Source organism: Collinsella aerofaciens (genome assembly GCF_040926405.1).
Lineage (GTDB): Bacteria > Actinomycetota > Coriobacteriia > Coriobacteriales > Coriobacteriaceae > Collinsella.
On record NZ_JBCOIG010000005.1, the window covers coordinates 30,540 to 45,433 of the forward strand.

At 59.8% G+C, this 14,894-nt stretch carries 12 protein-coding genes; 5 read left to right on the forward strand and 7 right to left on the reverse strand.

Annotation, left to right across the window (positions count from 1 at the left end; all coding sequences use genetic code 11):
- The coding region (locus AB5758_RS03240; RefSeq protein WP_368155365.1) for an FtsX-like permease family protein at positions 1-2,412 on the forward strand (2,412 nt) is incomplete at its 5' end.
- A gap of 116 nt (positions 2,413-2,528) precedes the next feature.
- Here the strand turns inward: AB5758_RS03240 and AB5758_RS03245 are convergent.
- The 3 genes from AB5758_RS03245 to AB5758_RS03255 all read right to left on the reverse strand — a co-directional run bounded on the left by AB5758_RS03245 (position 2,529) and on the right by AB5758_RS03255 (position 5,757).
- On the reverse strand, positions 2,529-2,849 hold the full coding sequence (locus AB5758_RS03245; protein WP_368141310.1) for a hypothetical protein: 321 nt from the start codon (positions 2,847-2,849) through the stop codon (positions 2,529-2,531).
- A gap of 604 nt (positions 2,850-3,453) precedes the next feature.
- Positions 3,454-4,533 (reverse strand): 6-phosphofructokinase, encoded by a 1,080-nt coding sequence (locus tag AB5758_RS03250; protein ID WP_089572334.1) that lies wholly within the window; start codon positions 4,531-4,533, stop codon positions 3,454-3,456.
- A 138-nt stretch (positions 4,534-4,671) separates the two neighbouring features.
- Positions 4,672-5,757 carry a carcinine hydrolase/isopenicillin-N N-acyltransferase family protein gene (locus AB5758_RS03255; RefSeq protein ID WP_368152437.1) on the reverse strand — a complete coding sequence of 362 codons (1,086 nt, stop codon included), beginning with the start codon at positions 5,755-5,757 and terminating at the stop codon, positions 4,672-4,674.
- Between the two features lie 161 nt (positions 5,758-5,918).
- On the opposite strand from AB5758_RS03255, the gene AB5758_RS03260 reads away from it, so the two are divergent.
- A complete protein-coding gene (locus AB5758_RS03260) occupies positions 5,919-7,304 on the forward strand; it encodes a M18 family aminopeptidase (RefSeq protein ID WP_368141308.1) in 1,386 nt (461 codons plus the stop codon).
- A gap of 254 nt (positions 7,305-7,558) precedes the next feature.
- On the opposite strand, the gene AB5758_RS03265 is transcribed toward AB5758_RS03260, so the two are convergent.
- From AB5758_RS03265 to AB5758_RS03275, 3 genes are all read right to left on the reverse strand, one after another.
- A complete protein-coding gene (locus tag AB5758_RS03265; RefSeq protein ID WP_368141307.1) occupies positions 7,559-8,494 on the reverse strand; it encodes a D-2-hydroxyacid dehydrogenase in 936 nt (311 codons plus the stop codon).
- A gap of 130 nt (positions 8,495-8,624) precedes the next feature.
- Positions 8,625-9,512: a type I methionyl aminopeptidase gene (map, locus tag AB5758_RS03270; protein ID WP_035137617.1), complete on the reverse strand. Its 888-nt coding sequence runs from the start codon at positions 9,510-9,512 to the stop codon at positions 8,625-8,627.
- A gap of 160 nt (positions 9,513-9,672) precedes the next feature.
- Complete coding sequence (locus AB5758_RS03275; protein ID WP_368141306.1) at positions 9,673-10,449, reverse strand: radical SAM protein; 777 nt, start codon at positions 10,447-10,449, stop codon at positions 9,673-9,675.
- Positions 10,450-10,674: 225 nt separating this feature from the next.
- On the opposite strand from AB5758_RS03275, the gene AB5758_RS03280 reads away from it, so the two are divergent.
- The 3 genes from AB5758_RS03280 (at position 10,675) to AB5758_RS03290 (ending at position 13,944) form a co-directional block, all read left to right on the forward strand.
- The gene (locus AB5758_RS03280) at positions 10,675-11,472 is read left to right on the forward strand and encodes an alpha/beta fold hydrolase (protein ID WP_260699391.1); all 798 of its coding nucleotides are present in this window, start codon (positions 10,675-10,677) and stop codon (positions 11,470-11,472) included.
- 211 nt (positions 11,473-11,683) lie between these two features.
- Positions 11,684-13,564 carry a diguanylate cyclase gene (locus AB5758_RS03285; RefSeq protein ID WP_368152439.1) on the forward strand — a complete coding sequence of 627 codons (1,881 nt, stop codon included), beginning with the start codon at positions 11,684-11,686 and terminating at the stop codon, positions 13,562-13,564.
- A gap of 23 nt (positions 13,565-13,587) precedes the next feature.
- Complete coding sequence (locus tag AB5758_RS03290; protein ID WP_089572324.1) at positions 13,588-13,944, forward strand: Hpt domain-containing protein; 357 nt, start codon at positions 13,588-13,590, stop codon at positions 13,942-13,944.
- 105 nt (positions 13,945-14,049) lie between these two features.
- Here AB5758_RS03290 and AB5758_RS03295 read toward each other — a convergent pair whose 3' ends face one another.
- Positions 14,050-14,859: a gamma-glutamyl-gamma-aminobutyrate hydrolase family protein gene (locus AB5758_RS03295; RefSeq protein ID WP_161144628.1), complete on the reverse strand. Its 810-nt coding sequence runs from the start codon at positions 14,857-14,859 to the stop codon at positions 14,050-14,052.
- Positions 14,860-14,894: the final 35 nt, after the last annotated feature.

Consider the following 14,894-nt stretch of genomic DNA (forward strand, 5'->3'; position numbering starts at 1 on the left):
GCCGAGGGCATTTACACCGAGACCGCCTACACCGCCGTGGGCACAACGCGCGAGCGCGTGGTCGTGCAAAGTCTCTCCAAGGAGAACATCGATCAGCCGGTGCTCGTGAACGGCGATTTGCCCGAGAGCGCCGATGAGGTTGCGGTGACATCGAAGTTCCTGAAGGCTTCGGGCAAAAAGCTCGGCGATACCGTGAGCTTTGCCGCCAATGACGCGAGCTCGTCGAACCAAAGCGCTAAGGACCAGTTTGCCGATGGCGATTACACCATCACGGCCGAGGTTCTCGATCCCACTGATGTGAGCTCCGACTCGACGGTCAACGCCTTCCGTGCCGCCTCGGCGGCGGACTATAAGTTCTATGTGAGCGAGGACGCCGCGACATCTTCTTCCTACTCCGCGGTCCACGTGGTCGTCGAGGGAGCCAAGGATCTCAACTCATATTCGGATGCCTACGCGGCAAAGATCAATGAGGTCAAGGGCAATATAGAGAAGATCCGCGAGGAGCGTGAGAAGGCGCGCGCTCAGGAGCTGACGGTCGACACGCCGACAAGCTTGGATGCGGCCGAGCGTCAGGCCGCCATGCTCTTTGGGATCGAGCAGGACAACATCAATCGCATGGCCGAGGGCAGCGACGAGCGTGCGCAGGCGCAAGCCGACCTGGACCAGCGCCGTGCCGCCGCCGACCAACAGTTTGCCGACGCCCGCGCCGAGCTTTCCGATCTGGGAGAATGCACCTGGTACATCCAGGACCGCGGCAATATCGCAAGCTACTCGAGCGTGGAGAGCGATAGCTCGTCAATTGAAGCCATCGCCACGGTGTTCCCGTTCATCTTCTTTATCGTCGCCGTGCTCATCAGCCTTACCACCGCCACGCGTATGGTCGAGGAGGAGCGCACGCTCATCGGCCTGTATAAGGCGCTCGGCTATTCGCGCGGACGCATCCTGTCCAAATACGTGGACTATGCGCTGTGGGCTTGTCTGATCGGCGGCGTGCTCGGCAACATCATCGGATTTGTGGGCCTGCCGCTGTTCTTGTTTACGGTGTTCGACGACATGTACTCGCTGCCCCAGATGTTGCTTTCGTACGACATCGTGTCCTCGATCGTCTCGGTGGCGCTGTTTGCCGTGGGCGTGGTGGGCGCCACGATTATCGCCTGCCGCCACGAGATGGCCGAGACTCCGGCCTCGCTCATGCGCCCCAAGGCCCCGCGCGCCGGCTCGCGTATCTTGCTCGAGCGCATCGGCTTTATCTGGCGCCGCATGGGCTTTTTGAACAAGGTGGCAGCACGTAACCTGTTTCGCTACAAAAAGCGCGCCTTTATGACCATCTTCGGTATCGCGGGTTGCACCGCGCTTGTGATCTGCGGTATGGGTATTCGCGACACGTCGGTTGCGCTTTCGCCCAAGCAGTATGGGCATATCACGCGCTATGACTTGCTGGCGGTTGCCAATCCCGACGATTTTTCGCAGACGTGCGCGGCATTGGATGAGCGCAGCGCGGCTAAGGATTCTAACGTGACGGTGTCTTCGACGCTGCCGATTATGACCGACAACGTCACCTTTACATTTGGCGGCAAGAGCGAGACCGTGCAGCTGATCGTGGTGCCCGATGACCGCACGAACGACCTGGACGACTACGCGCGTCTCGAGGATGAGTCCAAAGAGCCACTGTCTTTGCGTGACGGAGACGTGTATCTGAGCAAGAGTTCACAGCTGGTTCTTGGGATTCAGCCGGGCGACACGGCGCAGGTCCAGGATTCGTCGCTCAACGTCGCCAAGGTCAAAGTCAGCGACATCTCGCTCAACTATTTGGGCAACACGCTCTATATGACGCAGGGCACCTATGAGCGCGCGTTCGGCCGAAGCGCGCGTCTTAACGGCATCTTTGTGCTGCTTAAGGGCTCGTCGGCCGACCAGATTGCGTTTAGCAAGAATCTTAAGAGTGACGGTTGGCTCACCATCTCGAGCACGGCCGAACATTGGCAGAACTACGAGGCGAACTTCACTATCATCAATTCCGTCGTGGTGCTCGTGACCTTTATGGCGGCGTGCCTGTCGTTTGTGGTGGTGTTTACGTTGTCCAACACGAATATCTCCGAGCGCGAGCGCGAGCTGGCGACCATCAAGGTGCTGGGCTTCCGCCGTGGCGAGGTACACCATTACGTCAACAAGGAGACGTTGATCCTCACGGCGATTGGCACCGCACTGGGCGTGCCGCTGGGTGGCCTGCTTGCCGAGAGCTTTACGTACATCCTGCAGATGCCGTCGCTGTACTTTGACGTCGAAGTCGAGCCGCTGAGCTACGTGCTTGCCGTGGTGCTTTCCTTCGGCTTTACGTTTATCGTCAACCTCGCCACCAACCGTACCCTCAATAAGATCGACATGGTCGGCGCCCTCAAGAGCGCCGAGTAACCTGCCAAAAAGGGACAGGTTTATTTTGGCAGGTTTTATCGGGGCAAACGCCGGACAACCATTAGGTGGTCCGGCGTTTGCCCCGTTTTGCTGGGGATGTTTGTCGTTCGGTGCTCTTACTGGCCAATCCAGTGTTGCGCATAGCTCTTAATGTCCTCGGTAAAACCGTCAAGGTCGTCGAGGGCGATCACGCTGTCGATAAGCAAATTGGCTATCTCGCGGTGCATTGTGCTGCGGCGAATGTCGTTTGCAATTACACCTGAGGACAGCTTGTCTCTATTGAGGCGCTCTTCTAGTGCCCAAAATCTACTGGACGCTTCACTGTCGCCGTTCAGCATCTCAACGTACTGGCCGATGAGCTTTTCCATATAACGTTCTTGCCATTGAGGAAGCATTTTCTTAAACAGCTTCCAGTCGCTTTCGGCTACGTCCCGCATATGTCCTCCGCTCGTCAAACGGGCTTTCCATTTGCCTTTCATTCTATTTGGTTTTCGCTCGCAAGCGTGGATGAGAAGCTCTCTTTAGCCTTCGAGATTGGGCTTGAATGGGCCGTATGCCACAAAATGGGCCTATCTACTACGTTTAATTGGATACCCTCAACCATGCCGGGAAAACGAAAAATAAAACCGCAGGTAGAAGGCCTGTCGCTTTTCGAAAAATGCGGTCATGGTTGGCCCCATCGAGTTAAACGTAGTAGATGGCTCCTTTTCGTGGCGGACCATCAAACGAACGCCGACGCTTGTGCTGTAGCCGCTCCGATCATTCGTAAGTTGCGGTGGAATAGTTCTTAGATTCAGCCATTTGCGGGCTAAGCAGGAACTATTTCACCGCAACTTAATTTCAGACCAGGCACCCGCAGCAAGAAGACGAATAGCCACGGCCTCCTTAGTTACCGCAGGAGGCCCCAGGGCTTACCTCCCAAATCTTTCCGCAGGACGGAAGGACCCCGCGGCGCGAAGCGCACGGCGGGGTCCTGACATGTCCGAGGACGATTTGGGAGGTAAGCCCTGGGGCCTCCGATGAGAGCAGTTCCAGCCGAGGCTATTCGTCGCCGAAGCTGATGCCCAACGCCTTGGCCTCGCGCACCAGGTCGCTCTGGGGGTCGACATACTTGAGCTTGCCGGCGACCTCCTCGAGCGGCATGTGGCACATCTTGCCGTCACGCAGAGCAATCATGTAGCCAAACTCGCCGCGTAGGCAGCCGAGTGCCGCCTCGACGCCGCACTGGGTCGCAAAGATGCGGTCCTGGGCATCGGGCTGACCGCCGCGCTGCGTGTGGCCGGGGATGGCGACGCGGGTCTCGCGACCGGTCTTGGCCTCGATCTCCTTGGCGATGTCGTACACGATTGACGGGCTCGTGCGCTCGGCGAGCTTCTTCTTGTACTCCTTCTTGGACAGCGCCGCGTCCTCCTTGGAGATGGCGCCCTCGGCGACGGCCACGATGGTAAAGCGGCTACCGGTTTCCATGCGATGCTCAATGGTCTTGATGACGTTATCCATGTCGTAGGGAATCTCGGGAATCAAGATGACATCCGCGCCGCCCGCGACGCCGGCATACAGCGGGATCCAGCCAACCTTGTGGCCCATGATCTCGATAACGAACACGCGGCCGTGGCTCGAAGCGGTGGTGTGGATGTCGTCGATGCACTTGGTGGCGACGTCGATGGCGCTCGTAAAGCCAAACGTCAGCTCGGTGCCCCATGTGTCGTTATCGATGGTCTTGGGCAGGGCGATAACGTTGAGGCCCTCTTCGCGCAGGCGGTTGGCGGTCTTGGTGGATCCGTTGCCACCCAGCATAAACAGGCAGTCGAGCTGCAGCTTATGATAGGTGTGGACCATCGCCGGCACCTTCTCGACACCATCGGCCTCGGGGGTATCCAGACGCTTGAACGGCGTGCGGCTCGTGCCCAGGATGGTGCCGCCGCGGGTGAGGATACCGCTAAAATCGGCGGGCGTCATGACGCGGAACCTGCTGTAGATAAGGCCCTGGTAGCCGTCCTCAAAACCGTAGATCTCGATAGGCTCTTCGCTATTGGTCATAAGCGTTTTGACGATGCCGCGCATGGTGGCGTTGAGCGCCTGGCAGTCGCCGCCACTAGTAAGAAGACCGATCCTAAGCATGATGAATCCTTCCGGGCAAGTTATAACATGCGCATAAGTTTACCCCCGCACACTGTTGATACGGGGGTAAACGTGTTAGCTCAAGCGTATGGAAATGTAAGCAACGTCAGGGAACGTAAGGTCGACGGGCCTGGCTCCTTACAGTGCGAAGGCATCGACGTTGCCCCAGTGGCGGCGCAGCGTAATAGCGGCGGCGGGTTCGGTATTGTCAAAGACGACCGACCATTGCGTATTGCTGGTGATGTCTTCCGGATTGGGCTCTTGGGCTGCGGCGCGAAGGGCCTTCCAAGCGACTGCCTCGTCCTGGGCACCGACATGGGCGTCAAGGACATCGGCGATTGCGACGGCGCGCTCTTTACCATGGCCCAGCTCGCCATTCTTTTGGTTGGGCAGCACTTCGTCGCCATAGCAGGCGTAGAAGTTCGTAACCTGGCGTACAGGAGCCGCTTTGAAAGCGCGGTCCGGATCGCGCGGATCCCACTCTACTACGCGCGCGTCACCGGCGGCGTCGTTGATAAAGAAGTGGTAATCGCGTCCTGCCATGGCGTGCATGTCGTAGGCGGAAAGCAGGTCGACAGCTTCTTGCGTGGTGGCGGCACGGTCGAGCACCAGACGGATGGCGAGCGAGGTATTGATGACGGGGCGTTGCGTGTCCTGGTCACAGGGCTTGGAATCCAGAGTGAGTACGGCAATGGACACGCCGCATTCGTTAACACCGTCGAGCTGGCCAAACGGGCCCATGAGTGCGGCGGCCCGTCCGGCGACGGAGTCAAGCGGAGTGTTATCGCCCAGGTTGTTAAGGGCGGCAAACCCGATGGAGGCATAGCCGCCGCGTGGGTGATTGCGCACCAGCAGCGCTGAGGTGTCGTCCTTAAAGTCGTAATTGCGACCGGTGCGCACGCGGCCTTCGGCATCTACGGCGACAAAAGCGCTGCAGGCAAACTGGGGCGCCTGGACATGTACCGGCACACCGGGCAGCACCTGCGCCACCACGGCATCGATGTAGGCCTGGTCGTCGCGCACGCCAGCGGCGATGATGCGATCAAGATCGTAGTCGTAGGCGATGTCGATTGCGTACAGGTCATAGCCATCCGCGTAGCCGGTCAAGCGTTTGAGCGACGCGGCGGACTTGATTTGCTTGTGATAAACGATACCGGTGGCAGCGGCAAGGCCGACGGCGACTCCCGCGACACCGCAGGCGATGGCAATGTTACGTGGCTTCATGGCGGCTCCTCTCGTCCTGTTAGCGTAATTGTCGCAAAAGGTGCACGGGCATGATGGCTCAACTTGGTGAGCGGTGCGGGATTAAACACGGAATGAAGAGTGCAGCGCTGGCGCGGCGGGGTATGCTGGAAGGGACCATCAACCCAGCGAAAGGGGAGAGCATGACGGATCAGGAAACGCCCGAGCGCGCGCATGTGACGGCCGATGATATCGAGGCCGCCAACGACCTTATCGACTTTATCGAGGCATGCCCCAGCATGTTCCATACGGCGGCGACCATTATGGCCGAGCTCGACGAGGCGGGCTTTACCTACCTGTCCGAGAACGCGGCGTGGGACATCGAGCCGGGCGGGCGTTATTACACGCAGCGCAACACCTCGAGCGTTATCGCCTTTAAGGTGGGCGAGGACCTGGCTGCTACGTGGGGCGAGGACGGCGTTGCCGGCGACTACCATTTTCAGCTGACGGCGTCGCACAGCGACTCGCCGACGTTTAAGGTTAAGGCCGTGCCCGAGCTCGACGGCGCGGGCGAGACGCTGCGCCTGAACACCGAGGCCTACGGCGGCATGATCGACTACACCTGGTTCGACCGTCCGCTGGCACTCGCGGGCCGCGTGCTGGTACGCGAGGGCGACCGTATTGAGAGCCGCCTGCTTGCCACCGAGCGCGAGGTCGCTATTATCCCGAGCCTTGCCATCCACATGAACCGCGGCGTTAACGAGGGCTTTGCTCCCAACCGAGCCGTCGACCTGTGCCCGCTCATCAGCGCCGGCGAACTCAAGCAGGGAGATTTTGATGCCCTGATTGCCGAAGAGCTGGACGTTGAGCCCGAGCAAATTCTGGGCCGCGATTTGTTCCTGGTCAACCGCCAGGATGCGCGCATTTGGGGCTGGGCCGACGAGTTTATCTCGACGCCCAAGCTTGACGACCTGGCCTGCGCCTACACCTCGCTGCAGGCATTTTTGGGTGCCGAGAACGCGCACGATGTTTCGGTCTTCTGCTGCTTCGATAACGAGGAGGTTGGCTCCGAGACCAAGCAAGGCGCCATGTCGACGCTCTTGGCCGATGCACTGCGCCGCATTAACGGATCGTTGGGCTTTGACGACGAGTCGTACCATCGCGCCCTTGCCGCATCGATGCTCGCGAGCTGCGACAACGCACATGCCGTGCACCCCAACCACGCCGAGAAGTGCGACGCCCGCAATCAGGTTGTGCTCAACGGCGGCATCGTCATCAAGGAAGCCGCCAACCAGCACTACTGCACCGATGCCTTTAGCCGCGCGGTGTTCCAGGCCATCTGCGATGACGCCGACGTGCCAACGCAGGCTTTCGCCAACAAGAGCGACATGGCCGGCGGTTCCACCCTGGGCAACCTGTCGAATATGCAGGCGAGCATGCATGCCGTGGACGTGGGCCTGCCGCAGCTGGCCATGCACTCAAGCTACGAGACCGGCGGCGTGCGCGACGTGATGTACGCCATCCGCGCTCTCACCGCCTTCTACGAGCGAAACCTAACCATCAACGGCGCCGAAAGCGTAGAGCTCTAATACCTGCCAAAAAGGGACAGGTTTACTTTGGCAGGTTTTATTTGGGCAAATGCCGCAATGCCAACAGCTGGACAGAATTGTTATGACACCGCAGGTTGAGCAAACGTCAGCGAGCGACGTCCAGAGCGAACAAGTTGGCATGAAAAAGGCGAGGTATTGACCTTCTGGTCATGCCTCGCCTTTTGAATGGCAAATTGTCGCTCTGGGCGGCGCGCAGCGTCGACCGGTCCGCCGTTCCTTAGAACGGCGGAACCCTAGTGTTCGATCCAGCAGCGAAGCGTCTCGCCGACCTGCAGGTGACGCAAGTTCTCCGCGGCGATGTCGACCACATTGTTGAGCGTGGCGGCCAGGTGGAACCATCCGGAGACGTGCGGTGTGATGAGCATGTTGGGCGCATCCCACAGGGGGCTTGTCTCAGGCAGCGGCTCGGGGTCGGTGACGTCGACCGCGGCACCGGCGAGATGTCCCGACTCCAGAGCGGCAACCAAGTCGTCAGCGACCACAAGATCGCCACGGCCGCCGTTGGCAAAGAGGGCGCCCGGCTTCATCGCGGCGAAGAACTCGGCGTTCGCCAGACCGCGGGTCTCGGGTGTGCTCGGCATAAAGGATGCGACGATGTCAGCTTCGGCCAGGCGCTCGGGCAGGGCGTCTATGCCGTCCATGTCCTCAAACACAATGGGGTAGACGAGCGGATGGCGCTTGATGCCGCGGACGTGCGCACCCATACTGCGGCAGAGCGTGGCAAAGTGGCCGCCGATATCGCCCGCGCCCAGCACCAGCACGTTGGCGTTATTGAGCGAGGTAACCGGGCCCAAATCCTCCCAGCGATGCTCGCGCTGCAAGTCCTGGTAGCCGGGCAGGCGCTTCATCATGGAAAGGACCATGGCAAACATGTGCTCGCTCACAGCCTGACCGTAGGCGCCGATTGAGCAAGACAGCTTGGCTTCAGCCGGCACGGTGCCGGCGGCCAAGTAATCGTCATAGCCAGCGGTCTGCAATTGCAACAGCTGGAGATGTTCGCATGCCGTGAGCATGTCAGGGTCGATGTTGCCCAGGATCACGTCGGCATCGGCAACCTGCTCGCGCGTGGCGGCGTCGGAGCTCGTGTAGATAAAGTCATCGCCCGGAGCGCTCGACTCAAGAATTGCGCGATGGCGGTCATTGACGGGCAGCAAAACCAGGATGTTCACAAGCAGTCCTCTCCGCTTGGCCTGCCAAAAAGGGACAGGTTTATTTTGGCAGGTTTTATCAGGTAAAACGTTCAAATAAAAACGCCGGATGCAAGACGAGCGTGCCCGTCGGCATCCGGCGCATCCACGGCTACCAGCTCAGCAGCTCGTAACCGTCCTCGGTCACCACGAGCTGCACCTCGCACTGAGCCGAATCGCTACCGTCCTTGGTGCGCACGCACCAGCCGTCGCCCTTGCTAATCTTGATGTCGGGCGCTCCGGCATTGACCATGGGCTCGATGGTAAAGACCATGCCCGGAGCCATGATGGTGTCCACATCGGGCGCCTCGGTGGTAAAGCCCACAAACGGGTCCTCGTGAAACTCCTTACCGATGCCGTGTCCGCCGTACTCGCGCACCACGCTAAAACCGGCGTCCTCGACCGTCTTTTGCACGGCTTCGGCCATAACGGACAGCGGCAGCCATGGCTTGACGGCCGCCAGGCCCGCCTCCACGCTGGCGCGGGTGACGTCGACCAGGCGCTGGCGCTCGGCCGAGACCTCGCCGATGCAGAACATACGGCTCGAATCACTAAAGTAACCGTCCAGGATCGTGGAGCAGTCCACGTTGATGATGTCGCCCTCGTGCAGCACATCCGCATCGCAGGGGATACCGTGGCAGACGACGTCGTTGATCGAGGTGCACACGCTCTTGGGATAGCCCTCGTAGTTAAGATCGGCCGGCGTGCCGCCGTGCTCGACGGTGTAGTCGTAGATCATCTGGTCGATCTGGTTGGTGGTCATGCCTGCGGCGATATGCTCGCCCACATAATCGAGCACGCCCACGTTGATGGCTGCCGAGCGCTTGATGCCCTCGATATCGGCGGGCGTCTTGTAGAGCGTGCGGGGCAGAACCTCCCAGCCCTCTTCCCACAAGCGCTCGAGGCGCTCATCAAAGGCGCTATGGCATTTCTTATATTTTTTGCCGCTGCCGCACCAGCAAGCGTCGTTGCGGCCAGGCACGGGTCCTTTGTCATACATGGCTAACTTCCTTTCATCCGCAGCTAGTATAGCCCACCCACGCGTCCATAAAAGTTGCGGTGACATAGTTCCGATTTAAGCGGTTTAACAGCATAAACAGGAACTATATCACCGCAACTGATGGAGTGGGATGGCGGACACTGGCTGCTGCGCGGTTTTGCTAGTAGCTCACCTGGCAGGGGATGCCGAGGGTGCGCACGCGTGCGGCAATCGTGTCGAGCACCTCGGGCGCCGCTTTAGCAAGGCCGGCGATTGGTGTCTCGCGCGCCACCGTGTAGATGGTCGCTTCTTGTGGGCGAATGCGCTCAAGCGCCGCGAGCCAGGGGGCGACGTACTCCTCGCCGGTGTTGTCGATGGGCTTGCCCTGATACTCACCGGTCAAAAAGATCGTCTGGATAATAACGTGACCGTCAAAGCTTGCGAACGTCTCAATCTGGTGCTCGACGTCGTAGGGGCCAACAGGCTGGTCGAGCAGCTGGATAAATGCCGGATCGACCGTATCGAGCTTGAGGATGTTGTCGTCGACCATCATGAGTGCATCGTGCACCTCGGGGCGGTCGGCGCGCGTACCGTTGGAGAGTACGGCGATTTTGGAGTTTGGGGCAAGCTCGTCGCGCAGCGCGACGGCGCCGGCGATGGCCTGCGGAAACTCCGGTGCGGCGGTGGGCTCGCCGTTGCCTGCGAAGGTGATCACATCGGGGAGCTCGCCCTCGGTTGCCATCTCGCGCAGCTTTGCCTCGAGCGCGTCGAGTACTACGGCGGCTGTGTTGTACGGCTCATGGCAGGGGCGCTCGGCATTGAGGCCGTTTTCGCAGTACATGCAGTCGAACGTGCAGATTTTGCCGCTGGCCGGCATCATGTTGACGCCGAGCGAGAGGCCAAGGCGACGGCTGCGAACGGGCCCAAAGATGGGGCTGGCATTCAAAAACGTAGACATAGGCATATGCTCCTCAAGACAATTGTGCCTAAGCATAGCATCGGCTCCAAAGCAAGGTGCGGGCTCTTGCTTTACAAGTTTCGTTTTTTCACGTCGCCCATGATGCTGTGCCATGAAAAGCCTCGGGTCGGGTACAGTTAATCTGTTAACAAGGTATAAGGCAATGCGGGTCCATCCAACCGTACTGACGTGCAACTGGATGGGCATTGATGATGGGGGCACAACATGGATTTTACGGTCGAGAATGCGGGCACCACGATTGCCTGTCGCGAATATGCCGGCCCGGATGTGTCGCCTGATGCTCCTGCTTTGGTGTGCGTGCACGGCGCTTGTGTCGACGGCACATTTTTCGACGGTATCGCTTGTGAGCTCAGCCGCAACTACCGCGTAATTGCCTACGACCGCCGCGGTTGCGGTGGCAGCAGCGATGCGGCAGACGGCAGCTATGATCTTGCCGCTCAGGCCGCCGACCTGCAAGCCGTGATCGAACACGTTGGCGCTCCGGCAAATGTGCTTGCGCATAGTGCCGGTACGTTGGTTGCGCTGGAGCTTCTTCGCACCGAACCCCATCTCGTCGCCCGTGCGATTCTGCATGAGCCGGCTGTGTCGGCCAAAGGCGTCGGTATGGGCGCAGCTCCGGTTTTGCTCGATATGATTGCGGCGGGAAAGGTTTCAAGGGCGCTCCGGCTTTTCTTGGGAGCCCTCGGCGACTTGGACCCCGAGGCTCCTGGGACGACCGAAGCGGAAGTCAAACATGCCCTGCGCAATGGTCGTTGCTTTATGGCCAATGAATACGGAACAAATATGACATATGCTCCCGACTGGGAGCGCGCTCGCGCGTCAAAGGCGGTGTCGGACGTGTTCTTGGGCGAGCTCTCGGTTGGCACGCCCCGCGAGGCGGGCACGAGGGTGGCTGCTGAATATCTCGATTGCCCCCTTGTGACGATTCCGGGCGCGCATAACGGTCTGCGCGATCGCCCCGTTACGGCGGCAAATGCCGTTCGTGATGTCTTGGAGCGTTAGCACGCTCGATGACCTGCGGGGAGAGGGGTTGTTAGCGTTTCGTCATTGTTAACGAATGCGTCCATAACCGCGCGCCCGCGGCTCCATTACCGCCGCTTGCCAGGTCATAAAAATGTAACGATAATCGCGCGTTTGCCTTCAGCTGTTAGATGTTACCCTTGTACCAATTGATATGCACCGTTGCCGTGCATAACGATAGAAAGGGCCCCATATGCGCAAAAATCACGAGGTCAATCTAACCGACGAGGAGGCTGCCGCTGAGGTCGCCCGCGTCGCGAAGACCTACCCCGTGGTACGTTTGCTGTCGGCCGACCAGATTAAGAGCGAGCGTAACTGCCTGCTCGCCGGCGATCACTGCCCTTGTTTGCGTCAGTCGAGTCTTGAGGCCTTGGCGAATTCAGGTGAGGTGTCGGAGCAACTGCTCAACGATGGTACTGAGTACCGCGCCCGCCTGCGCCCTCTAAAGGTCGAGGGCGAGCCTCGTGTCCTGCTGATGGTGCGTCCGATTGATGAGCAAGAGGCTGCAGAAGAGGACCTTGTCTACACCGACGTGCTGACGAGTGTGCGCAATCGCCGATATTACGAGGAAAAGCTTCGTGGCGCCCGCATGAATGCCGGCGTTGCGATGATCGACCTTGATGATTTTAGGGCCTTCAACGATACGTGTGGCCGTCATGCCGGCGACCTTGCACTCGGTGCTGTGGCGACAGCCATACGCAGCGGAATTCGTTCGACTGACGAGCTTGTGCGCTATGGCTGCGACAAGTTTGTGGTCGTCATGCCCGATATTCCCTCCGATGACTTCGCCCGTCGCTTGCATCAGGTATCCGAAGCCGTTCATTCCACGATTATTCCGGGCCATGAGTACGTGAGCTTGACGGCATGTGTTGGTGGCGTTCGCATTCATGGCGAGACGGTCGATGAGGGCGTTGGCCGCGCTGTCCAGTTATTGAGCCGCGCTAAGGCAAAAGCCGGTACGGTCGTGACCGATGCCGATTCCATCGAGGCCTTCCAAAGCGAAAAGCCTTTGGTGCTTATTGTCGATGACTCCGAGATGAACCGAGCCATTCTCAGCGAGATGCTCAAGGACGAGTATTACATCCTCGAGGCCGACCACGGTCGTGCGGCGCTCGACATGGTCGACCGCTATGGCGATGAGTTGTCGCTCGTGCTGCTGGATATTGTCATGCCGGGCGTAAGCGGCTTTGAGGTGCTGGCCGATCTGTCGCGCCGATCGGTTAGTGACAATCTGCCCGTCATCATGATTTCGAGCGAAGATTCCGATGATATGGTTCTACGCGCGTACGAGCTGGGCGCCTCGGACTATATCAACCGCCCGTTTGACTCCCGTGTCGTGCGCCGCCGTGTAAGCAACACCATCCGCCTATACGCCAAACAGCGCCGCCTGACGAACCTGCTGTCCCAGCAGTACAACGAGCGCGTCAAGAACAGTCGCATGCTCATCGACATCATGGCCGGCGTCATGGAGCTTCGCAACGGCGAGAGCGGCAGGCACGTTACGAACATCGAGAAGCTGACCGAGCTGCTGCTTGGCTGTCTGGTCCGGCGTAGCGACACGATCTCCCTCGACAATGAGGAACGCTCCACGATCGCCCTGGCTTCGGCGCTGCACGATATCGGCAAGATGTCGATTGACGATGCGATTCTCAACAAGCCCGGACGCCTTACGCCCGAGGAGTTCGAGATTATGAAGACGCATACCACGATCGGCGCCGACATGCTGCTTGAGCTGGGCCGCCATCACGTCGGTAATGCGCTTATGGAATATGCGTACCAGATCGCGCGTTGGCACCACGAGCGCTGGGACGGCAAGGGTTATCCCGATGGCCTTAAGGGCGACGAAATTCCCATTGCCGCACAGGTGGTTTCGGTGGCCGACGTGTACGATGCCCTGACGAGCGTGCGCGTGTACAAGGACACTATCCCGCACGAGGAAGCGATCAAGATGATTCTGGACGGTAAGTGCGGCACCTTTAACCCGTTGCTGCTCGACTGCCTGCTCGAGGTGCAAGACCAAATTGCCGAGACATTGGCACGCCCCGCCGATGTCGTCGCGTTTCCTACGATTTAGTTTGACCAAAGGAGTTTTAACCCATGATTTCCATGCGTGAGGCGTATGAGAAGATCGGCGCTAATTATGATGACGCGTGCGCTCGGCTGATGGGCGGGGAAATGCTTGCCCGCTTTGCCCTCAAGTTTTTGGATGACGAGAGCATGGACAAGCTGGAGGCCGCCATGGCGGCGGGAGACGCCGAAGGTGCGTTTATGGCAGCGCACACGCTCAAGGGCGTGAGCCAGAACCTGGGATTCGATAATCTGTACGAGCCGGCGGTCGTGGTGACCGAGGCGTTGCGCGGCGCCGATGCCGTTGACGGTGCTCGCGAGGGAATGCATGCGTTGCAGCAGCAATATGCGGCAACGATGTCAGCCCTGCGCGAGGCGGCCGAATAAGGGCTTGCGGGCCTTGGGCTGCGTGCAGGCAGCATATAGGTAAAATGGTGCCCCGTCGGACCATGTGGCCGGCGGGGCACCCTTATTTGTTGTGGGGTTCGCGAGCTAGCGCGCCTGCTTAACCTTTGCCGCTGCCTCGACAAACGACTTCCACAGGTTAAAGTCGGTCTCGAGCGTCTTCCACGTGTACTCAGGGTGCCATTGCACGCCCAGGCAGAAAGGCTGGCCTTCGACCTCGATGCACTCGGGAACGCCGTCGGTTGCCTTGGCGACCAAGCGCGTGCTTTTACCCAGACGGTCGACGCAGCAGTGATGTGCCGAGTTGGTCTGGATCAGCCTGTGCCCGCCAACCGCGCGCTCCAGCAGCGAGCCCGGCACGACCTCGACGGGGTGCACGGGATCGTTGAGCACGTGGGTATGGCGCCACTGCGTGCGGCCCTCGCGCGCGCCCAGGCTCGGCACGTCCATGCACAGGGTGCCGCCGGTGGCGACATTGAGCAGCTGCGTGCCTCGGCAGGTGGTAAAGAGCGGCTTCTTGGCGCGAAGCACCTCGTTAACCAGCTTAAACTCAAAACGGTCGCGAATCTCACAGCACAGCGTGGGGTCGTAAGGACGCTCGTCGCCCCAGCGTTTGGGGTTGACGTCCGGGCCGCCGGGAATAGCGATACCGTCAGCGATTTCCACGTAATGACGGATAACATCGACGTCTTCGGTAATAGACATCTGCAGTGGCAGGCCGCCGGCGGCAAGGATGGCATCGACAAAGACACTTGCGATTTCCTCGTTGGGGGAGAGCGTCTCGCTCAAAAAAGGCTTTGCCTCTTCCCAACGCGGCGCGACGAGGATGAGCGGACGGTCGGCGGGGGCGACGTCGACATGCGGGGTGTATGACGATGAAGTACGAGTTCCGATCATAGGTGTTGCTTTCGATCTGAAGGTGACAGGGCGCA

Coding starts and splice junctions, on each gene's coding strand:
- AB5758_RS03245 (WP_368141310.1), bottom strand. CDS start 2,849: ATGCGGGACGTAGCCGAAAGCGACTGGAAGCTGTTTAAGAAAATGCTT.
- AB5758_RS03250 (WP_089572334.1), bottom strand. CDS start 4,533: ATGCTTAGGATCGGTCTTCTTACTAGTGGCGGCGACTGCCAGGCGCTC.
- AB5758_RS03255 (WP_368152437.1), bottom strand. CDS start 5,757: ATGAAGCCACGTAACATTGCCATCGCCTGCGGTGTCGCGGGAGTCGCC.
- AB5758_RS03260 (WP_368141308.1), top strand. CDS start 5,919: ATGACGGATCAGGAAACGCCCGAGCGCGCGCATGTGACGGCCGATGAT.
- map (WP_035137617.1), bottom strand. CDS start 9,512: ATGTATGACAAAGGACCCGTGCCTGGCCGCAACGACGCTTGCTGGTGC.
- AB5758_RS03275 (WP_368141306.1), bottom strand. CDS start 10,449: ATGTCTACGTTTTTGAATGCCAGCCCCATCTTTGGGCCCGTTCGCAGC.
- AB5758_RS03280 (WP_260699391.1), top strand. CDS start 10,675: ATGGATTTTACGGTCGAGAATGCGGGCACCACGATTGCCTGTCGCGAA.
- AB5758_RS03285 (WP_368152439.1), top strand. CDS start 11,684: ATGCGCAAAAATCACGAGGTCAATCTAACCGACGAGGAGGCTGCCGCT.
- AB5758_RS03290 (WP_089572324.1), top strand. CDS start 13,588: ATGATTTCCATGCGTGAGGCGTATGAGAAGATCGGCGCTAATTATGAT.
- AB5758_RS03295 (WP_161144628.1), bottom strand. CDS start 14,859: ATGATCGGAACTCGTACTTCATCGTCATACACCCCGCATGTCGACGTC.